16 protein-coding genes are annotated in these 21,509 nt (G+C 65.6%); 9 read left to right on the forward strand and 7 right to left on the reverse strand.

Features of this window, described 5'->3' with window-relative positions; all coding sequences use genetic code 11:
* Positions 1-66: 66 nt before the first annotated feature.
* Together FHX60_RS18415 and FHX60_RS18420 are read right to left on the reverse strand one after the other, a co-directional pair.
* Complete coding sequence (locus FHX60_RS18415) at positions 67-1,662, reverse strand: BCCT family transporter (protein WP_208601266.1); 1,596 nt, start codon at positions 1,660-1,662, stop codon at positions 67-69.
* Between the two features lie 271 nt (positions 1,663-1,933).
* Positions 1,934-3,019, reverse strand: coding sequence for a tartrate dehydrogenase (locus tag FHX60_RS18420; RefSeq protein WP_183284141.1), 1,086 nt, complete (start codon positions 3,017-3,019; stop codon positions 1,934-1,936).
* Between the two features lie 100 nt (positions 3,020-3,119).
* On the opposite strand from FHX60_RS18420, the gene FHX60_RS18425 reads away from it, so the two are divergent.
* Together FHX60_RS18425 and FHX60_RS18430 are read left to right on the forward strand one after the other, a co-directional pair.
* Complete coding sequence (locus FHX60_RS18425) at positions 3,120-4,031, forward strand: LysR substrate-binding domain-containing protein (RefSeq protein ID WP_183284142.1); 912 nt, start codon at positions 3,120-3,122, stop codon at positions 4,029-4,031.
* Positions 4,028-5,014 (forward strand): PAS domain-containing protein, encoded by a 987-nt coding sequence (locus FHX60_RS18430; protein ID WP_183284143.1) that lies wholly within the window; start codon positions 4,028-4,030, stop codon positions 5,012-5,014. Before FHX60_RS18425 ends, FHX60_RS18430 begins: the two co-directional genes overlap by 4 nt.
* Positions 5,015-5,016: 2 nt before the next feature.
* Here the strand turns inward: FHX60_RS18430 and FHX60_RS18435 are convergent, their stop codons facing one another.
* A complete protein-coding gene (locus tag FHX60_RS18435) occupies positions 5,017-6,630 on the reverse strand; it encodes an ABC-F family ATP-binding cassette domain-containing protein (protein ID WP_183284144.1) in 1,614 nt (537 codons plus the stop codon).
* A 484-nt stretch (positions 6,631-7,114) separates the two neighbouring features.
* On the opposite strand from FHX60_RS18435, the gene FHX60_RS18440 reads away from it, so the two are divergent.
* Entirely contained in the window at positions 7,115-8,659 is a 1,545-nt protein-coding gene (locus tag FHX60_RS18440; protein WP_183284145.1) for a methyl-accepting chemotaxis protein, read from the forward strand.
* Between the two features lie 56 nt (positions 8,660-8,715).
* On the opposite strand, the gene nhaA is transcribed toward FHX60_RS18440, so the two are convergent.
* The 4 genes from nhaA to FHX60_RS18460 form a co-directional block, all read right to left on the reverse strand.
* Complete coding sequence (gene nhaA / locus FHX60_RS18445; protein WP_112774673.1) at positions 8,716-10,074, reverse strand: Na+/H+ antiporter NhaA; 1,359 nt, start codon at positions 10,072-10,074, stop codon at positions 8,716-8,718.
* A gap of 54 nt (positions 10,075-10,128) precedes the next feature.
* Complete coding sequence (locus FHX60_RS18450; protein WP_207781298.1) at positions 10,129-10,776, reverse strand: potassium channel family protein; 648 nt, start codon at positions 10,774-10,776, stop codon at positions 10,129-10,131.
* Between the two features lie 40 nt (positions 10,777-10,816).
* Entirely contained in the window at positions 10,817-12,145 is a 1,329-nt protein-coding gene (locus tag FHX60_RS18455; protein WP_183284146.1) for a TrkH family potassium uptake protein, read from the reverse strand.
* A 141-nt stretch (positions 12,146-12,286) separates the two neighbouring features.
* Positions 12,287-13,309, reverse strand: a complete 1,023-nt coding sequence (locus FHX60_RS18460; RefSeq protein ID WP_112774675.1) for a class I fructose-bisphosphate aldolase — start codon at positions 13,307-13,309, stop codon at positions 12,287-12,289.
* Positions 13,310-13,592: 283 nt separating this feature from the next.
* Between FHX60_RS18460 and ilvD the strand changes: the two genes are divergently transcribed.
* The 6 genes from ilvD (at position 13,593) to FHX60_RS18490 (ending at position 21,450) form a co-directional block, all read left to right on the forward strand.
* The gene (gene ilvD, locus FHX60_RS18465) at positions 13,593-15,452 is read left to right on the forward strand and encodes a dihydroxy-acid dehydratase (protein ID WP_116603171.1); all 1,860 of its coding nucleotides are present in this window, start codon (positions 13,593-13,595) and stop codon (positions 15,450-15,452) included.
* Positions 15,453-15,667: 215 nt separating this feature from the next.
* On the forward strand, positions 15,668-18,577 hold the full coding sequence (locus FHX60_RS18470; RefSeq protein ID WP_183284371.1) for a type VI secretion system Vgr family protein: 2,910 nt from the start codon (positions 15,668-15,670) through the stop codon (positions 18,575-18,577).
* Between the two features lie 16 nt (positions 18,578-18,593).
* Positions 18,594-19,481, forward strand: a complete 888-nt coding sequence (locus tag FHX60_RS18475; RefSeq protein WP_183284147.1) for a DUF4123 domain-containing protein — start codon at positions 18,594-18,596, stop codon at positions 19,479-19,481.
* The gene (locus tag FHX60_RS18480; RefSeq protein ID WP_260164077.1) at positions 19,472-20,134 is read left to right on the forward strand and encodes a DUF3304 domain-containing protein; all 663 of its coding nucleotides are present in this window, start codon (positions 19,472-19,474) and stop codon (positions 20,132-20,134) included. Before FHX60_RS18475 ends, FHX60_RS18480 begins: the two co-directional genes overlap by 10 nt.
* A gap of 47 nt (positions 20,135-20,181) precedes the next feature.
* On the forward strand, positions 20,182-20,520 hold the full coding sequence (locus tag FHX60_RS18485; protein WP_183284148.1) for a hypothetical protein: 339 nt from the start codon (positions 20,182-20,184) through the stop codon (positions 20,518-20,520).
* Between the two features lie 357 nt (positions 20,521-20,877).
* A complete protein-coding gene (locus FHX60_RS18490; protein ID WP_260164079.1) occupies positions 20,878-21,450 on the forward strand; it encodes a DUF3304 domain-containing protein in 573 nt (190 codons plus the stop codon).
* The last annotated feature ends 59 nt before the right edge of the window (positions 21,451-21,509 follow it).

Here is a 21,509-nt window from a genome sequence, read left to right on the forward strand (position 1 = left end):
AGAGCCTTGGGGCAGGCAAAGTTCAGCTGAGAGGGGACGGCCGGAGGCGCGTCCCCAGTCGCGCGATCAGGCCTTGGCGATGGCGGTTGCGCGCTCGGTGCTCACGGTAACGCTGTCCGCTTCAGGCCGGGCCGTCTCGATCAGGTGGGCCGGCGTGTCGGCGTAGTCCTGCATGAGCCAGCGGAACAGGCCGAACAGCTTGATCCCGAGGATCACCAGGAACGGGATCGCGGTCAGCACCACGGCGGTCTTCATGGTCTCCAGCGAAGCCTTGACGAACAGCATCGCCAGCGGCACCAGCGTCAGCATCACGCACCAGAACACGCGGCTGGTGGGGGACGGGTCCTGTCCTTCCTTCAGGTTGCGGGTGGTGGTGGCGGCCACGGCGTAGGCCACGGCATCGACGTGGGCGGCCAGAAACACGATCATGATCGCCAGGTACACCGCCAGGAACACCTTGCCGGCTGGCAGCGCGCTCAGCAGCATTTCCACCGCGGCCTCGCCGCCATGTTCCTTCAGGATGCGCGGGACGTCGATGGTGCCCGTGATGAACTGGTGCATGCTGTAGCTTTCCAGCGCGCCGAAGAAGAACCAGCATCCGACGCTGCCACCCAGCAGCAGGGCGTAGATGACTTCCTTGATCTTGCGGCCTTTGGACACGCGCGCCACGAACATCGCCACGCCGGGCGAGTACGACACCCACCACAGCCAGTAGAACACGGTCCAGCCGCGGCTGAAGGCGCCGTCTCCGGTGGGATCGGTGAACAGGCTCATGTGGACATAGTTCTGCAGCATCAGGCCGAGGCCGTTGACGATGTTATTGCCGGCGAACAGGGTCGGCCCGATCGCGAACACCACCGCGGCCAGCAGCAGCGCACCCCAGCACACCATATGGCTCAGGCGCTGCATGCCGCCGTCGATGCCGACATAGGCGCTCGCCGAGAACAGCACCGACACGCCGACGATCACCACCAGCTGCGTGACGAAGGTATCCGGCACGCCGAACAGCCCGGACAGGCCGCGCGTGAAGGTCGATGCGGTCAGCGCGATCGAAACCGTCAGCGCCCCGAACATCGTCAGCAGGAAGATCAGGTCGACCAGCCGGCCCACCGGCCCGGTGGCGCGGAAGCCGGTGATGGCTTCGACGATGGACGCCAGGTTCAGCCCCTTGTTCTTGCGCACATGGAAGTGGTACGCCATCGCCAGCGATGGCAGCGCGTACACCGCCCACGCGCTCAGGCCCCAGTGGAAGAACGAGTAGCTGATGGAGTGCTCCAGCGCCTCGCGCGTGCCGGTGGGCACGTTCAGGCCGGGCGACTGGTAGTAGTAGACCCACTCCATCACGCCCCAGTACATGGTCGACGAGCCCATGCCGGCGCAGATGAACATGAACACCCACGACAGCGTGGAGTACTCGGGCTTGCCTTCGCCCAGCCGCACGTTGCCGTACTTGCTGAAGGCCAGCGCCAGGCAGGCGATGACGCAGCCGAAGACGAAGATCTGGACCAGCGAGCCGAAGGAGCGCGTGGACCATTCGAACAGCAGGGTGGCGGTGGCGGCCGCTTCGGCGGGCCAGCGAACCATGGCGATGACGGTGACCAGCACGGCGGTGAGCGTGCAGGCGGTCAGGAAGCCGTCGAGGCGGGGCGTGGGAGTTTTCAAGTGCGTCTCCTCCGATGCGTCTTGGCGCATGGCTTGGTTTTGTGGTGGAACTTGTCTGCCCGGCGCGGGCGATGCCGCGTTCAGATTGCTTGTATTTTGTTAACTAATGGTTTACAGTAACTATTAGTTAACGGAAACTCTATGCAAAATTCCGGACATGCACAAGCTCCGCGTGGAAAAAAATTGCGGGTGTGACGGACGGTTCGCGCTGCGTTGTATGGACCCGATGCCGGGAGCGAACCCGGCATCACGTCCCGCATGCCGCGCAGGTTCAGAGCGCTGCCGCGATGGCCTTGCCCACCTCGCTGGTGCCGGCCTTGCCGCCGGCGTCCGGCGTCAGCGGGCCTTCGCGCAGCACGGTTTCGATGGCGGCGAGGATGGCGTCATGCGCCTGGCGTCCGGCTTCGCCGCCCAGGAAATCCAGCATCATCGCGCCCGACCAGATCATGCCGATGGGGTTGGCGATCTGCTTGCCGTAGATGTCCGGCGCCGAGCCGTGCACCGGTTCGAACAGCGACGGGAACTCGCGCTCCGGGTTCAGGTTGGCCGAGCCCGCCAGGCCGATGGTGCCGGTGCAGGCCGGGCCGAGGTCCGACAGCAGGTCGCCGAACAGGTTGGAGGCGACCACCACGTCGAAGCGCTCGGGCTGGAGCACGAAGCGCGCGCACAGGATGTCGATGTGCTGGCTGTCCCATTGGACGTCGGGGTACTGCGCTGCCATCGCCGCGGTGCGCTCGTCCCACCACGGCATGCTGACGGCGATGCCGTTGGACTTGGTCGCCGAGGTCAGCTTCTTGCGCGGACGCGATTGCGCCAGCTCGAAGGCATAGTTCAGGATCCGGTCGGTGCCGTGGCGGCTGAAGACCGACTGCTGCATCACGATCTCGCGCGCGGTGCCTTCGTACATGCGGCCGCCGACGGAGCTGTACTCGCCCTCGGTGTTTTCGCGGACCACGTAGAAGTCGATGTCGCCGGGCTTCTTGCCGGCCAGCGGGCAGGGCACGCCAGGCAGCAGCCGTACCGGGCGCAGGTTGACGTACTGGTCGAACTCGCGGCGGAATTTGAGCAGCGAGCCCCACAGCGAGATGTGGTCAGGCACCTTGTCGGGCCAGCCGACGGCGCCGAAGTAGATCGCGTCGAAACCGTCGAGCTGCTGCTTCCAGTCGTCCGGCATCATCTTGCCGTGGCGCAGGTAGTAGTCGCAGTTGGCCCATTCGAAGTGGCGCACTTCGATCGGCAGGTTGAACTTGCGCGCGGCGGCTTCGACGACGCGCAGCCCCTCGGGCAGGACTTCGTTGCCGATGCCGTCGCCGGCAATGGCGGCGATCCGGAACGCAGCAGGAAATGGTGTGGTCATGGTGGTGTCTCGCTCGGGTCTGGTGGTCAGGTGCGATCGAGAATGCCGGGAAACCCGGCGCGGATCATCCGCGCAAGCGTGGATACAGGAAACACGAATCGTGAATAATCTGCCCCCACTGGAAGACCTGCGGGTGTTCTGTCTGGTCGCGCAGCGCGCCAGCTTCGTCGCCGCAGCGGAAGAGCTGGGCAGTTCGCCCGCCTATGTCAGCAAGCGCGTCAAGGCGCTGGAACGGGCGCTGGGCGCGCAACTGCTGCACCGGAGCACGCGCCAGGTGTCGCTGACGGAAAACGGCGAGCGCGTGTGCCGCTGGGCCCGCGACATGCTCGACGAGATCGGGCAGCTCAGGGATGAAATCGCTGCCGGCGGCGCGCCGCGCGGGCTGGTGCGCATCGGCAGTAGCGTGGGCTTCGGCAGGCGCCATGTGGCACCGCTGATCTCGACGCTTTGCCAGCAGTTTCCCGGACTGGAAATCCGCTTCGACGTGTTCGACAAGCTGGTCGACCTCGTGGCCGAAGGCATCGATCTCGACATCCGCATCGGCAACGACATCGCCCCGCACCTGATCGCGCGCCGCCTGGCGCGCAACTGGCGCGTGCTGTGCGCGGCGCCCGCGTACCTGGCCGCGCGCGGCGAGCCGCGGACGCTCGAGGCGCTGGCGGAGCACGACTGTCTTGTCACCAAGGAGCGCGACCACCCCTTTGGCATCTGGCGCATGACGGGGCCCGAGGGCGAGCGCAACGTCAAGGTAGGAGGGCGCCTGTCGTCCAACCACGGGGAGATCGTCACAGGCTGGGCGCTGGCCGGGCATGGCGTCATGCTGCGCTCGATGTGGGATGTCGCGCCCGACCTCGAGGCCGGGCGCCTGGTCCAGGTGCTGCCCGACTACCGCCAGGACGCGGATATCTGGGCGGTGTATCCTTCGCGCCTGTCCGGCTCCGCGCGCGTGCGCGCCTGCGTCGAGTTTTTCATGCGCCATCTCGGCGGTGCCACCGGGGAATCCACAACATGACAGAAAACAGCTTTGCCTTCCGCCTCAAGGAACTGCTCGAACACAAGAAGCTCACGCTGCAGGCGGTAGCCAACGCGCTCGACGTGTCGCGCCCGGCGGTCCACAAATGGACCCGGGGCGGCGAGATCGACTACGAGAAGCTGCGCAAGCTGGCGGCGTTCCTCGATGTCAACTGGATCTGGCTGCGCTACGGCGATCAGGCCCGGCACGAGGCCGAGACCTCCAGCGCGGTGGCAATCCCGATGACCGACATGCGTCGCCGCTACACCGCCGAGATCATGGAGAGCGAGGCGCGCATGAAGCTGGCGCAGGAGGGCGCGCGCATCGTCACGTGGGAATGGAACCTGATCACCGACGACGTGACCTACTCGTCCAACGTCGAGGCCGTGTACGGCTGGCGCATCGTCAGCAACGAAAGCTTCTGGAAGCATGTGCCCGCCGAGGACGTTCCCATGATGAACGCCGCCTACGAGGAATCGGTGCGCACCGGCAAGGCCCACGAATTCGACTTCCGCCTGGTCCAGCCCGACGGCAGCATCCGCTGGATCTCGTCGCGCGCCACGCCGGTGCGCGAACTCGACGGGCGCATCGTGAAGATCGTCGGCATCAGCATGGACAACACTGCGCGCAAGCTTGCCGAGCAGTCACTGCGCGACCAGCAGGCGCGGTTCCGGGCGGTGTTCGAGCTGACCTCCGAAGGCATGGCGCTGCTGGACGGCAAGCTGCGCTGCGAATCGGTCAACGCGGCGCTCGTCGAGATGGTCGGCGGCGACGCCGAGGCGCTGCTGGGCGACGGGTTTGCCAGGCGCCTGGCCGAGGCCGAGCCCCGCCTGCGCCGGATGACGCGCACCCGGCCCAGGGCGACGTTCGCCGCCGAACTGCTGCGGGAAGACGGAAGCAGGCTGCCGGTGACGGTGCGCGCGGTGCTGGAGCGCAGCGAGGACGGCGCGTCGTACTACGCACTGGCGATGCGCACCGCCTGACATCACCACGGCGCGGTTCGCCAGCCTTGTTCCGTCGCCACCAGCCGATCCGTCAGGCCGAGGTTGTTCATGAATGCATCGTCGTGGGACACGACCATCAGCGCGCCCCGGTAGCCGCGCAACATGGCTTCCAGCGCCTGTACCGAAGGCAGATCCAGGTGGTTGCTGGGCTCATCGAGCAATAGCAGGTGCGGCGCTGGATCGGCATACAGCACGCACGCCAGCGCCGCCTTCAGGCGCTCGCCCCCGCTGAGGGAGCCGCCGGGCACTGCAATCTTCCCGCTATCCAGGCCGAGGTGCGCAAGGCGCATGCGCAGATCGCCTTCGGCAGCCGTCGGGTTGGCGGCCAGCATCTGCTCCAGCACGCTTCGCCGCGGGTCCAGGTTGGCCAGCCGCTGGTCCAGGTAGATGCCCTCCACCGGAAGCCTGCATGTCCCGCTCAGGGGCGTCAGCTGGCGCGCGAGCACCTTGAGCAAGGTCGACTTGCCGCTGCCATTGGGGCCGATCACGCCCACGCGTTGCTGCCCCGTCAACGTGAGGTGGATCTCGCGCGTGGCACCCTGGACAAAGGGCAGTTCCACGGCCTCCAGTTCCGCGACACGCTTTTGCGAAGCCAGGGCGACCGGCAGCTCATGCACTACGATGGCCAGGTCGTGCTCGACCCGCTGCGTGGCCTCGCGCACGCGCTCGGCCAGTTCCAGCCGGGTTTCGGCATGCTGCTGGCGCAGCTTGCCGGCCGAGCTTTCGCTGCGTTCCTTCTGGCGGCCCAGCAGGATCCTGGCCTGGTTGGCCTCTTGTCCGTGCCGGTTGCCACGTGCCTGGCGCCGCTCGAGGCGTTCGCGTTGCTCGCGCAGGGACTGCTCTTCGCGCCGGCGTTCGAGCTTGCGTTGTTCCAGTTGCTGGATCGCGGCCTGCCGCTCGCGCTCCTTGCATTGCGCGTAGAAGGGGTAGTTGCCCCCATAGCTGCGCAGTCCAAGCGAAGACAACTCGACGATGCGCGTCATTGCTTCCAGCAATTGCCTGTCATGGCTTACCACCAGCAGCCCGCGCGGCCATCGCTGCAACTGCCCGATCAGCGCCTGCCGGTTCGGCCGGTCGAGGTGATTGCTCGGCTCGTCCAGGATCAGGTAATCGGCACCCGACAACAAGGCGCCGATCAGCGTGACGCGCATGGCTTCGCCACCGCTAAGCACGCTGGCAGGCGTCGTGGCATCGAGATGGCCCAGGCCATTGCGCGCCAGTTCGTCCTGCAGCCGCAGGCGTACATCCCAGCGCTCGCCCACGGCATCGAAATCTTCGGGCGCGCTGCTGCCGGCTTCGATGCGTCCGAGCGCATCCAGTGTGGCCTGCACACCGGCCAGGCCAGACACCGTAGCGCCAGGCGCAGGCGATATCTGCTGGGCGAGGTAGTACACGCTGCCGGAGCGCGTACAGCGCCCGCTGGTCGGCTGCACCTGTCCGGCCAGCATGCGCGCCAGCACCGTCTTGCCGGCGCCATTGCGCCCGACCAGGCCAGTGGGGCGCTGGTCGAACTGTTCGCTGATATCGGAGAAAAGCGTCCTGCCGTCGGGCAGAACATAAGACACGCCTTCCAGCGCGAGATAGGGATTCGTCATGGATGATTCCAGGGATGCCAGAAGCTCCCCCTGCTTGTGGGGGTAGGTGGAGACTGGCCGTCATGAAGACGGCGGCATCAATGGCGCATGACGAGTACCTCGGTGATGGGGATTGGCTTGCTATGTTAAAGGCATCGCCAGCGGGGCGCAATGCGGTGGAGCGCAAGTGATGCGGCGCTGCCGGCGATGGAAGGGGGGAGCCCGGTGGACGGTGTTTGCGGGGCTTAGCATGACGTTCGGCAAATAGCGCGACGCTTTGACGTCGGGCTTTATAGGGGTGGCCAATACCCGACAACGACGCGGTGCCGAAAGCCCGACCGGCACCCGCCTTCGTCATTCCGCCCGCCATCCCCACCATAGTGGGGTCGGGCGAACGCGCCGCAATCCGATATTCAGGCTGGATGGGACATATGCAGACAGCGATTCTGCAGGCCGCAACCACTAACGCGTCCCCCGCTTTATATCGAGAATGAGGAGGATTGCCATGCGCAACAATCAACCGGTGACGCAGCGGGAATTCGAATTCCCGGACCACGCCACGCTGATGTCGACCACCGACACGCAAAGCTACATCACGTACGCCAATGCAGCGTTTGTCGAAGTCAGCGGCTTCACGCAGGAGGAAATCCAAGGGCAGCCGCATAACCTGGTGCGCCACCCCGACATGCCGGCGGAAGCCTTCGCCGACATGTGGGCCACGCTGAAGGGCGGAGAGCCGTGGACCGCGCTGGTGAAGAACCGGCGCAAGAACGGCGACCACTACTGGGTCCGCGCCAATGCCACGCCGGTGGTTCGCAATGGCCGGCCGGCGGGGTATATGTCGGTGCGGACCAAGGCCACGCGCGATGAGATCGCCGCCGCGGAGCGCCTGTACCGCGACTTCCGCGAGGGCCATGCCGGCAACCGCAAATTCCACAAGGGGCTGATCGTCCGGACCGGGCTGATGGCGGTGACGTCGCTGCTCCAGGTCATGCCGGTGCGCTGGCGCGTGCGGCTGGCGTTGGCCGGACTGCTTTCCGCCAGCGTGGCCAGTGCCTGGTGGCTCGGCCTGGGCGGCATGGCGCTGGCCGGCTTTGCCGGCGTGATGGCGCTTGCCACGCTGCTGGTGTCGTGGACGCTGCAGCGGCAGGTCACCAGGCCCCTTGAGGAAGTGCTGGAACACGCGCTGCGCGTGGCCTCGGGCGAAAGCCAGAAGGCCGTGCACATGAACCGGGTCGACGAGATCGGCATGACCCTGCGCACCATCAACCAGCTGGGGCTGATGTTCCGCTGGCTGATCGACGACGTCAGCGCGCAGGTGGTCAACGTCCAGACCGCCAGCAACGAGATCGCGCGCGGCAACTCCGACCTGAGCGCGCGCACCGAGCAGGCCGCGTCGAACGTGCAGGAAACCGCCGCGTCGATGACGCAGATGACCGCCACGGTCAAAAGCAATGCGGATACCGCGGCGCAGGCCAACACCTTGTCGGGCTCGGCCAGTGCCGCGGCGCAACGCGGTGGCGAGGCGGTGTCGGAGGTGATTAGCACGATGAAGGCGATCACCGAGAGCTCGAAGCGCATCGCCGAGATCATCGGGGTGATCGACGGCATTGCCTTCCAGACCAACATCCTCGCCCTGAATGCCGCGGTGGAAGCGGCGCGCGCCGGCGAGCAGGGCCGCGGCTTTGCGGTGGTGGCGGGCGAGGTGCGCAGCCTGGCGCAGCGCAGCGCCAACGCCGCCAAGGAAATCAAGGGGCTGATCGATGCCAGCGTGCACAACGTCGAATCCGGCGCCAGGCTGGTGGACGATGCCGGCAAGACCATGCAGGACATCGTGTCGCAGGTCAGGCATGTGTCGCAGCTGATCGCCGAGATCAGCGACGCCACCAGGGAGCAGAGCAGCGGCATTTCGCAGGTGGGCGACGCGGTCAGCGACCTGGACCAGATCACGCAGCAGAACGCCGCGCTGGTCGAGCAAAGCGCAGCCGCGGCAGAGAGCCTGAATCAGCAGGCGGTGCGGCTGGTGGAGGCAGTGGGGGTATTTCGCTGAACCGTGCGGCGGGCTCGCGCCAACGCCGCAAGCGCCGGCCGCAGGCAGGCTGGTCGCTAACGGCCGGCTGCCTTGAGGCTGCGCGCGTAGAGCAGTCCCCAGCCGAGCCCGAGCACCGCGGCAATGGCGGAGGCAAGCAGCACGCCAAGCTTGGCGGCGGCAAGCAGGTTGGCATCGTCGAAGGCTAGCATGGCGATAAAGATCGACATCGTGAAACCGATGCCGGCAAGCAGGCCGACCAGCCACAGGCCCCGCCACGATACCTCGGGCGGCAACTGGCACCATCCGAGCCGAACCGCCAGCCAGCTGATCGAGACGATGCCCAGTGGTTTTCCCAGTACCAGCGCCGCGACCACCCCCGCCAGCACGATCCGCGCACTGCCGTTGCCGAGGTCTACGCCGGTGACATCGACGCCGGCGTTCGCCAGCGCAAACAACGGCATGACCAGGAAGGCCACCCAGGGATGGAGCGCGATCTGCACGCGCGTGACCGGCGGCAGGACGTCCCGCTGCGCTTGTCGCAGTTGCCGCAACGGCGCGGCGAGTTTGTCCGGTTCCGGCGCGGGGCTCGCGCTACGGGCGCGCAGGTCGTCAACGGCGTCCCTTGCCTGGTCCAGCGGACGGCCGCCGACCTGCGCGATCCGGACCGGGGTCATCATGCCCAGCACCACCCCTGCCAGGGTCGGGTGGGCACCCGTCTTGAGCAAGCCCAGCCACAACACGGCGCCCGGCACGACATACGCGTACGCGGTGCCGATGCCGAGCCATTGCAGGCCAAGGACCAGCAGGATGCCGGCACCGGCCAGATAAAGACCGGTATGGTCGAGGCCGGTGGAATAGGCCGCGGCAATGATGAGCACCGCCACGATGTCGTCGATGATCGCCAGGGCCAGCAGGAAGACCCGGACGTTCCCCGGAATCGATTTGCCCAGCAATGCGAGCACCCCTACGGCGAACGCAATGTCGGTGGCCGTCGGCACCGCCCATCCGTGCCGCGCCGGCAACCCCGGGTTCATCGCCAGGTAGAGCGCGGCGGGAACCAGGACGCCGCCCAGCGCCGCGGTGACCGGCAGCGCGGACAAGCGGATGCTGGCGAGCGCGCCTTCATGGATCTCGCGCCGGATCTCCATGCCGACCACCAGGAAGAACACCGTCATGAGGCCGTCGTTGATCCAGAAGTGCAGCGGCTGGTCCACCACATGGCTGCCAAAGCCGAATGACAGGCTGGTATGCCAAAGCGCGACGTAGCTGCCGGCAGCCGGCGAGTTGGCCCAGACCAGGGCCACCGCGGCGGCAAGCAGCAGTACCAGGCCACTGATCGCTTCGATATGAAGATAATGGTCGATAGCCGAGAATGCTCTCTCCGCCAGGATCTGGGCGCGGGGCACATCTTGCTGCGGGGCGGGCTGGTTCATGGTTGCGGGGTTCCTGAACCGGCGGGTTCGCCGGCGCATCGACGGGGCGGCACGCTACGGCTTTCCGGTGCCGCCGGCGAAGCGTTCGATCTTGCTGGTCGCACCGGAGACGACCAGCAGGTCGCCGGCCTCGATCGTGGTAGACGGGGTCGCATGCATGAACTCCTCGTTCGCGCGCTTGACGCCGACCACGGTAACACCCGACTGCTCGCGCACGCGCGACTCCATCAGGCTCTTGCCGTGCGTGAACGCCGGCGCATGAATCTTTGCAATGGCAAAGCCGTCCTCAAACTCGATGAAATCGATCATCCTGCCGGTGATCAGGTGGGCCACGCGCGCGCCCATGTCGGCTTCCGGATAGACCACGTGGTGGGCGCCGATGCGCTCGGCGATTTTCCCGTGCTCGGTGGTGAAGGCCTTGACCCAGATGTCCTGGATCTCGAGTTCGGTGAGTGCCATCAGGGTCATCAGGCTGGACGACATTTCGGTGCCGATGCCAACGATGGCGTGAGAGAAATCCGCCACGCCAAGCTGGCGCATGACGTTGACATCGGTGGAATCCGCCTGGACACAGTGAGTCAGGCTGTTCGACCAGCGCTGTACCAGGTCCATGTCTTTGTCGATTCCCATGACATCGTGGCCAAGGCGCATCAGCGACTGGGCCACTGCGCTGCCGAAGCGGCCCAGCCCGATCACGACCACGCTGTCTCCTGCGGAGAAGGCGAACTGCTCGGTAAAAAGTCTAGCCAACAATGGGATGCTCCTCGGGATAGCGATAGGGCGAGCGGCGTTCGCCCATGGCCAGCGAAACTGCCAGCGTAATGGTGCCAACTCGTCCGGCATACATCAACACGGTCAACATGATCTGCGCGCCGGGCGGCAGCTCCGGCGTGATGCCGGTCGACAGGCCAACCGTGCCGAAGGCGGAGATCACCTCGAAGATAACGCTGCCGGCGGGAAGGTTGGTCAGCCGCAGCAGCACCAGTGTGCCGATGGTGACCAGCGTGCTGCCCAGCACCAGCACGGTGATCGCCTGGCGTTGCGCCGACGGACTGACGCGGCGCGCGAAGGCTTCGCTGTCGGTACGGCCGCGGATCTCCGCAATCACCAGCAAGGCAAGGATGGCGATGGTGCCGACCTTGACGCCGCCGGCCGTGCTGGCACTGCCGCCGCCAACGAACATCAGCAGGTAATGCAGGGCCAGGCTTTCCTGCGTCAGCGCGCCGATATCGATGGCATTGAATCCGGCCGTCCTGGCCGAGACGGAGGCAAATGCCGCGGCCAGCAGTTTCTCCGGCACCGGCATGGGACCCAGGGTCCGGCTGTTGCTCCATTCGAAGAGCAGCAGCCCGGCCAGGCCGAGCGCCAGCAGCAGCGCGGTGCCAAGCAGGGTGAGCTTGCTGTGCAGGGACCAGCGGCGCGGCTCGCGCAGCTTGCCATGCAGGTCGTAGAGAACCGGGAAGCCGAGGCCGCCGACCACGATTGCCAGCATGACGGGCAACAGGATCGCCGGCGCGGCGGCATACCGGGTCAGACTGTCGGCATGGATCGAAAAACCTGCATTGTTGAACGCCGAGACCGCATGGAACAGGCCGCTCCATGCCGCCTCGGGCCAAGGCAGGCCGTGGCCGAAATGCAGCGTGGCCGTCAGCCACAGCGCGATCGCAAGCTCGCAGCCGAACGTCACGATCAGGACCAGGCGGGCAATGCCGCTGATATCGCCCAGGCCCAGCGCACGGGTTTCAACCTGCGTGATCAACCGCGTCCGCAGGCGCAACGAGCGGTTGACCATCAAGCCGAGGAGAGTGGACGCCGTCATCATGCCGAAGCCGCCCAGCTGGAACAGCGCCATGATGACTGCCTGCCCGAAACCCGACCAGTACGTGCCGGTATCCACGACCACCAGCCCGGTAACGCAGACCGCGGAAACGGCGGTAAAGAAGGCAACCAGCCAGGGCGCCTGACCGCCCTCGGCCCTCGACACCGGCAACATCAACAGCATGCTGCCGGCCGCGATGGCCAGCAGAAATACCAGGACCACGGTCCTGGTGGGGTGCAGAGAGGATTTCATCCCGACATTCTAGGGGGCGGGCGTGATTCTCTCTATGCATATGGCACGGCGCGAGCGGCGCGCCATCCGGGGGCCGGCGGCGGTCCGCGCGCGATGCGCCCCCGGCCGCCTGCGCCACCGCTATACCTTGCCTGGTCGGACTTATCCGGCAGCGCCCTCCAGCGCCGCCTCATATTTCCCCACGCAAGCCAGGCCGTTCAGCCGTGAGCGCAGCAGCAATGCCTGTTGCGCCTGCCCGGCGTTGGCGGCCTCGCCGCGCCAGGCCAGCAGCGGCGGCTCCTGCAGCGCGCGCCCATAGGAGAAGGACAGCCGCCACGGCAGCGGCGCCAGGCGGTTCATGGCGTCGAGGTTGGCGGTGGCCTCGGCCGGGGTTTGTCCGCCGGACAGGAAGAAGATGCCCGGCACCGCCGCAGGCACGGTGCGCTTGAGCACTTGCACGGTCTGCATCGCGACCTCCGACGGTGGCGCGTGACCGGCATCCTTGCCGGGCAGCACCATGCTGGGCTTGAGCAGCATGTGTTCCAGCACCACGCCGTGGCGGTGCAGGGCGTGGAAGACTTCGTGCAGCACGGCCTCGGTCACCTGGGCGCAACGGGCCATGGAGTGGCCGCCATCCATCAGCACTTCCGGCTCGACGATCGGCACCACGCCGGCCTGCTGGCAGATCGCTGCGTAGCGGGCCAGCGCTTCGGCGTTGGCCTGCACGGCGGCGAGACCGGGGAGAGTGTCGGACACGTTGTAGACCGCGCGCCACTTGGCAAAACGCGCGCCTTGTTGCCGGTAGCCGGCCAGGCGCTTGCCCAGCCCGTCGAGGCCCTCGGTGATCTCGTCGCCGGGGGCGAGCGCAAGGGCGAGCTTGCCCTTGTCGACCTTGATGCCGGGCACGATGCCCTGGCGCGCGGCCAGCTCCGGCAGCGGCGTGCCATCGTCGGCCTGCTGGCCGAGCGTTTCCTCGTAGAGGATCACGCCGCTGATGTAGTCGCCCAGCCCCGGCGTGCCCAGGAGCAGGTTACGCCACGCGCGCCGGTTTTCTTCGCTCGATTCCACACCGATGCGCTCGAAGCGCTTGGCAATGGTCGGGCCGCTCTCGTCGGCGGCCAACAGGCCTTTGCCCGGCTGTGCCAGGGCGTCCACGGTGGCTTGCAGTTCGCTTGAAGTGTCCATGACGTTGCTCCGCGCAGGTGACATAAGCGCAAGCATTTCCCCGAAACGGCAATCGCGCAAGGGTATCGGAGGCGGGTGGCGTGCTCCCATGGTGGCCGCCCGAACATTGCGGCCGAGCTGGCGGGCGCCCCGTGCCGCGCGGCGGGGGAAGCGCCTGCCGCGCCGGCTGTGGGATAATCGCGGCTTTGCCCACGGCGCAGCTCAAGAGGTTGATCGCACGGGCATGCCAGGGCCCTTATTCCCGCGGCCCGCTTCCTACCCGCGATACTTCTAAAGCAAGACCATGCCCACATACCGTTCCAAAACCTCCACCGCCGGCCGCAACATGGCGGGGGCGCGCTCGCTGTGGCGCGCCACCGGCATGAAAGACGAAGACTTCTCCAAGCCCATCATCGCCGTGGTCAACTCCTTCACGCAGTTCGTGCCGGGGCACGTGCACCTGAAGGACCTGGGCCAGCTGGTCGCGCGCGAGATCGAGGCCGCGGGCGGCGTGGCCAAGGAGTTCAACACCATCGCGGTCGACGACGGCATCGCCATGGGCCATGACGGCATGCTGTATTCGCTGCCCAGCCGCGACATCATCGCCGACTCGGTCGAGTACATGGTCAACGCGCACTGCGCCGACGCCATGGTGTGCATCTCCAACTGCGACAAGATCACCCCGGGCATGCTGATGGCCGCGATGCGCCTGAACATCCCGGTGATCTTCGTTTCCGGCGGGCCGATGGAAGCCGGCAAGACGCGCCTGGCCAACCCCGTCACCAAGGCCATGGAGTTCAAGAAGCTGGACCTGGTCGACGCCATGGTGATCGCCGCCGACAGCGCGTATTCCGACGCCGACGTGGCCGAGGTGGAGCGTTCCGCCTGCCCGACCTGCGGCTCGTGCTCGGGCATGTTCACCGCCAATTCCATGAACTGCCTGACCGAGGCGCTGGGCCTGTCGCTGCCCGGCAACGGCACGGTGGTGGCCACGCACGCGGACCGCGAGCAGCTGTTCAAGCGCGCCGGCCGCCGCATCGTCGAGCTGGCGCGCCAGTACTACGAACAGGAAGACGCGCGCGTGCTGCCGCGCGCGGTGGGCTTCAAGGCGTTCGAGAACGCCATGACGCTGGATATCGCCATGGGCGGCTCCACCAACACCATCCTGCACCTGCTGGCGATCGCGCGCGAGGCGGAAATCGACTTCGACATGACCGACATCGACCGCCTGTCGCGCGTGGTGCCGCAGTTGTGCAAGGTCGCGCCCAACACCAACAAGTACCACATCGAGGATGTGCACCGCGCCGGCGGCATCATGGCCATCCTGGGCGAGCTGGAGCGCGCCGGCAAGCTGCACACCGACGTGCCGACGGTACATGCCCCCACGCTGAAGGACGCACTGGCGCAGTGGGACATCGCCCGCACCCAGGATGAGGCGGTCAGGCAGTTCTACCTGGCCGGCCCGGCCGGCGTTCCCACCCAGGTGGCGTTCAGCCAGAACACGCGCTGGCCCAGCCTGGACCTGGACCGCGCCGAAGGCTGCATCCGCTCCTACGAGCACGCCTTCTCGAAGGAAGGCGGCCTGGCGGTGCTGACCGGCAACATCGCGCTGGACGGCTGCGTGGTGAAGACCGCCGGCGTCGACGAAAGCATCCTGGTGTTCGAGGGCACCGCCCACGTCACCGAATCGCAGGACGAAGCGGTCGAGAACATCCTCAACGACAAGGTCAAGGCCGGCGACGTGGTGATCGTGCGCTACGAAGGCCCGAAGGGCGGCCCGGGCATGCAGGAAATGCTCTACCCCACCAGCTACATCAAGTCCAAGGGCCTGGGCAAGGCCTGCGCGCTGCTGACCGACGGCCGCTTCTCCGGCGGCACCTCGGGCCTGTCCATCGGCCACTGCTCGCCCGAAGCCGCGGCCGGCGGCGCCATCGGCCTGGTGCAAGACGGCGACAAGATCCGCATCGACATCCCCAACCGCACCATCAACGTGCTGGTGTCCGACGAAGAACTGGCACGCCGCCGCGAAGCGCAGAACGCCAAGGGCTGGAAGCCGGCCAAGCCGCGCCCGCGCAAGGTGTCCGCGGCGCTGAAGGCGTATGCCAAGCTGGTGATGTCCGCGGACAAGGGCGCGGTGCGCGATTTGTCGCTGCTGGACGACTGAGCTTGAGACGGGCCGGAGGTCCGTGAAGCTGGAAAAGCCGCTCTTTGGAGCGGCTTTTTTTTGGTCAGACGAACCCCGACCGGCCCTTATGACGATTTCTTAATTTGATAAAAATAGATGTAAATAGTATTTAATACATTTCTGATGGACTTCCGTACCGTTTCGGGGCAGATTTGCAGGTTTCGATGATTGCGCTGCGCCTGGTTGTACGGGAAATGGATCTAGCCACGCTCTATCAGCATCTTTTTTCATCGCACCATCGCCTGTACAGGCTGGACGGCGGATCGCCGGTCGAGGAACTTGCTGTCGAAGCATGGATCGGGCGCGAAGGTATCTCGATGCTTGCGGAATCGCGCATCATCGCGTTCAGCGCCAATGCCGGCATCCCGCTCGACAGCTTGCTTGGACAGCGCGTCACGCTGCTTACCGCGCTCGCCGGCGGCGGGCAGTCGCGTCGTACCGGCCTGGTCAGGCAAGCCGAAAAGCTCGGTGCCGATGGCAGCCTGGCGCGCTACCGGCTGACCGTGGTGCCGTGGCTGTGGCTGACCACGCAGCAGCGCAACAGCCAGGTCTTTCAGAACCGCCGCCTCGACAGCATCATCGAGGCAATCCTGCAGCCATATTCGCCGTATGCGCAGTGGCGCTATGCCGCCGGCGCCGAGGCCCGCATCGCGGCAATCGGCGAGCGCGCCTACGTCGCGCAATTCCGCGAGACCGACTACCAGTTCCTGTCGCGCCTGCTGGCCGAGGGCGGGTTGGGCTACACCGTGGTGGAAGACGACGAAGCGGCCGGTGGCCACACTGTGGTGATTTTTGCCGACAGTGCGCAACTGCCGGAAGATCCCGAATCGGCGGATGGCTGCGGCATCCGTTTCCACCGTGCACATAGCCAGGAAGCCTCGGACGCGATCCAGCGGCTGGCTTGCGAGACCTCGGTGGGCGTGGGCGGCGTTGCGGTGTCCGCATGGAACCCAGAATCCAAGCGCGCGCTCAGGGGTCACGCCCCAGCGCGCTTCGCTGGCCATGTGAACCGAACCGCCGGTCCAGATCCTTATCTATCGGTAAGTTTGTCCCTGGCGCCGGACGCAGTTAACGCCCAGCGGGTCGCCGAGCAAGTCATGGAAGCGATCGAGGTCCGGTCGCTGCGCTTCACCGGCCGCGCCTCGGTGCGTTCGCTGCGTAGCGGTACCCGGCTGACCGTCAATGGTTGCCCGCATCTGCCCCCGCTGGATGACGATGCCGAAGGTTATCCGCTGTTGCTTGATGCCCTCGAGCACTGCGGCATCAATAACCTCGCGGCCGACACGCGTGCGGCCCTCGCAGACCGGTTGGGGCCGCTGGAGGCGGCACTGTGCTTCGACACACCGCCACCGGCGCCCGATATTGCCGAACCCACGCTTGGCTTGCCGGATACCTTCCCGGCTCACGAGGTTGACCGGCTCTGCCCTACCTCAGCCCTGAAAGCCGCGGCGCAACAGCAGGGCTACGCGTGCCTCTTCCGCGCCTACGACGCGCGGCGGCCATGGCGCCCCCGTGTGCTGGAGGGCGACTGTCCGCGCCTCTATAGCCGATCCACGCCGCTGGGTGTCCATACCGCGATCGTGGTCGGCCCCGACGGACAGACGCAGCCGGACGGCAACGCCGAACACCACGCCAGCCCGCGCGGCCAGATCCGCTTGCGCTTCCCTTGGCAGCGCGGCGAACGCGACGACGACCGCAGCAGCCGCTGGGTACGCGTGGCGCAGCGGCAAGCCGGCGCCGGCATGGGCTGGCAATGGCTGCCGCGCATCGGCCAGGAGGTGCTGGTCAAGTTTGCGGACAACGATATCGATCAGCCGTTCGTGATCGGCACGCTGTACAACGGCCAGGGCGAAGCCGGCATCGCACCCACGCCGGGCAGCAAGTCGATGGCCGGCACGACGTTCTCGCAGCCGTATGACGCCAGCGGCCTCTACGCGATGGGCTCCGACAGCCAGCCGAGCGCTCAGGGCAACCTCGCCGGCGGGCTCAGCCCGGCGTGGCACGGCATGGGTGCCGACCCGGGTGGCCACCGCAACGACGCCGCGCTGACCGGGTTCAAGAGCCAGGAGCATGGCGGCAAGGGCTACAACCAGCTGGTGTTCGACGACACCGACGAGCAACTGCGCACGCAACTGGCCACCACGGAGCAAGCCACGCAACTCAATCTGGGCCATGTGATCCACCAGCAGGACAACCGCCGCGGCAGCTTCCGGGGGCAGGGGTTCGAGCTGCGCACCGATGGCCACGTCGCGGTACGCGGCAAGGGTGGGCTATTGCTCACGACCTATCGCGATGCCGTCACGGGCCGCATGCTGCCGACTGGCGACAATGCTGCGGGCATCGCGCTGTTGCGGCAGGCTGGTGATCTCGTCAGGACACTGAGCGATGGCGCGACCATCCACCAGACCCAGGCACTGTCTACCAGCAAGGATGACGAGGCGCCGCTGGCGAAACAAGCCAAGGCCGCAGCCGGCATGGTCGACGGGCAGTCCCTCGAAGCGGCCAAGGGCGACGCGGCCAGCGGTAGTACCAGCACGCCAGGCAAGGTGCCGCACCAAAGCGAGCCGATGGTCCATCTCAACGGCAGGGCCGGCCTCGCCGTGGTGGCGGGACAGGACCTGCAACTCGCCAATGGGGAAAGCGTCGTGCTGGCCAGCGGGCAGGACAACAACGTCGCCGTCGCGGGGCAGGGACGCATTCATGCGGGACAGGCGATCGGCGTGGCGGCGGCATTGTCTTCGCCCGGCGAGAACAACATCGGCCTGCAACTGACCGCGGGTCAGGATGATATCGACCTCCAGGCGCAGCATGACCTGCTGAAGCTGGCGGCGCGCGATGACCTGACGATCGTCTCGGCGAATATGAATGTGGATTTTGCTGCGGCGAAGCGGATCCGCATTGCGACGGCTGGTGGGGCTGCTATCACGATTGAGGGTGGCAACATTACCGTCGAGTGCCCGGGGCCCATTACCTATAAGGCCGCGAAGAGAACGTTCGAGGGGGCGGAGAGCACACCCTATTCGTTGCCGCAGTTTCCGCAGACGGGGTGTCTCGACTGCCTTCTCAAAGCGGCGGCCGCCGGCATGCCGCTCGCAATCGTGTAGATCCTGAGAGGCGCCTATGTATTTCGCAGTCGAGTCGCGAGATCCCGAGACATGGCTTGACGGCCTGTTGCAACGCATCGAAAGCACCGCGGACGTCCACTGGTCTGCCCTCGTTGATGGCGCGTTCGATCACGGCGCGAAGCCCTTCGCGGCGCCTGTCCCGCGTCACCCTTTGTACGGCGAGACCGGCGCCCTGCGCGACCTTCTGTCGGCCTCCCCTTACCTGTTGCCGTTGGACGGCCTCGCCACAGATCAACGGCGTGCCATGATCTCAGCGCTGGGCAAGCACTGCCAAGGCAGGCCGATGCTGAGCTTTGTGGCCTCATGGCAATCGCCCTCGCGCCTAGCGCAGCTATGGCAGACCTGCCTGCAGCCGGTCGTCGAAGGCGATGACACACGCTTCGTGCTGCGCTTCGGCGATACGCGGGTGCTCTCCACCTTGCCTGTGGCTCTCGGCCCGGCAGCGTGGGCGCAGCTGACGGCCCCTGTCGCGCAGTGGCACCTTGTGAACCGGGAAGGGATGCTCGAAACACTGCCGCTAACCGAGCCTAGGACTGAACCCGAGGCACACCGGGCCGAACCGTTGACGATCTCGCAGGCTGAACTTGACCGGATGGTGGACGCGGCGATGCCGGACGCCTTGATGGATTCTCTCTATCGCCAATCTCCCGACATCCTGCCCGCAAGCGGAAAGGGCCAAGCGCATCGGCGCGTCGCACAAGCCTATGCGCTCGCCAAGGCGCATAGGGTAGAGACTATGCATGACATTCTGCTACTGGCTTCGCATGCGCTGTCGACGGGCGAATCCGGCCTGCAGTCGCCAGCGCTTCAGCAACGATTGGGTGAGTCACACCAGCAGCCGGAAGCGCTCCGCGAATATTTGCTCGAGCGGGCATGCTTGTGACGGCGTTCGGGAAGGCAATCGCCCTTGGCAAGGCTCCGCGCCATGGCCTCATGCTGGCGCAAAAGGGATGGCCAATGATGATGACAAGGATGATCCGAGGCTCGCTTGTTGTACTTCTGGCCGCTACGTTGATCGGCATAGCCGCGTGCGGCAAAGCTGAGCCGCCGCCCGCAGCTATCGAGGACGATACGCTTGGCGGCCAGATCGGGGTGCTCAACTACACCGATGTGCCAATCGGCGTCGTGTACGTCAACGGCCAATGGGCTGGAGGGATGGTGGCGAACGCTGGCGGCACCAGTTGGACTGGAGGGATCTCCGTACCCAAGCACTGGGACCCAAACTTCAAGGTCACGATCAAGTGGAGTGACGACGAGCTGTTCGCGAAGGACGAGAAGGCGCTTTATACCAAGGAAGTATCAGTCGAAAAGTATCCGCCCGAGGACGCCTCTTTCTTCTACGTTGCCTTCTACCCACACCAAGAGGTCAAGCTATACCTGACGAAATGGGGACCCGGAGCGGCGGCAGATCCATACCGCCTGGAAGACCCCACCGATGCCTGTCTGAAAAGGAAAGCACCGACGGAAAGGGAGACCTGCTATGCGCCGGAGTTCAGAGAAGAATACCGAATGCTCCAGCGTAAGGGCCGAGACTAGGTCCTGCATGTCAGTCCCCCAATGAATCCGCTTGAATTTTCCGAACCATGACGATCGTCAAGTTTGCGCCTCAGTGCCCTACCATGCCGTTTGATCTTTCGCCGCAAGAAAGATATCGCCAGTACACCGGGTTGGATGTCTGCCTTAATGCACCGTTGCCGTGTGAAGAGGAGCTGCACTTCGGCTTCTTCTTTGACGGAACCCGCAACAACGCAGACAGCGATCGGCCGCGCAGTGCTCAGAGCAACGTCGCGAGGATTTTTGACCTGTTTGACATCCACCCAAGGCAATCCGAGTTGAAGCGATACCGCTTTCGAAGCTGTCCAACCTCAAGATTCCGTCCCTGCGAGGAAGACCTCCGAAGGATAATCAAAAATGGGCCGTGATACGTGGATCATCGCGGGCATCAGCGTTGCCTGGATCGGCCTCGCTTGCGCCGGATACTGGTTCTTGGGAAATGGTGCGGAAAATTTCGAGAGGGCATCGGAATTGGTCGGGAAGCCTTCTGATGCTGACAAGACCGTTCATGATGACAACACAGTCTCAAAGTAAAGGGTTCCACGCGAGCCAACGTCACTCATGCCTTAGTCGCCATGACGCACAGCGAGCGGCCATCTGTTTCTCACAGAAGCACTGCGCGAGCATTTGCTCGAGGGGGCATGCTTGTGACGGTGCTCGGGAAAGCAATCGCCCTTGGCAGGGCTCGGCGCCATGGCCTCATGCTGGCGCATAAGGGATAACCAATGATGACCACAAGGATGATCCGAGGCTCGTTTGTTGTACTTCTGGCCGCTACGTTGTTCGGCATGGCCGCGTGCGGCAAAGCTGAGCCGCCGCCCGCAGCTATCGACGACGATACGCTTGGCGGCCAGATCGGGGTGCTCAACTACACCGATGTGCCAATCGGCGTCGTGTACGTCAACGGCCAATGGGCTGGAGGGATGGTGGCGAACGCTGGGGGCACTAGCTGGACTGGAGGAATCTCAGTACCCAAGCACTGGGACCCTAATTTCAAGGTCACGATCAAGTGGAGTGATGACGAACTGTTCGCGAAGGACGAGAAAGCGCTTTATTCCAAGGAGGTACCAGTCGAAAAGTACTCGACGGAAGATGCCGCCTATTTCTACGTGGCCATTTTCCCTAATCAAGAGGTCAAGCTGTACTTGACCAGGTGGCTGCCCGGTGCCAAGGATGATCCCGCCAAACTGGAGGACCCGAAGGAAGCGTGCCTGAAGCGCCGTCCCCCTCAGGACCGGCGTCTCTGCTATCGCCCCGAATTGCGCAATCCCCCGGAAAGCCCCGAGCAGAGCCGGTAGAAGATGTTTTCGGCCTGCCACAGACGCTTCTCTCATACCGCCAATTCCGCTAGACCGCA

This window comes from Cupriavidus alkaliphilus, assembly GCF_014191175.1.
Taxonomy (GTDB): domain Bacteria; phylum Pseudomonadota; class Gammaproteobacteria; order Burkholderiales; family Burkholderiaceae; genus Cupriavidus; species Cupriavidus alkaliphilus.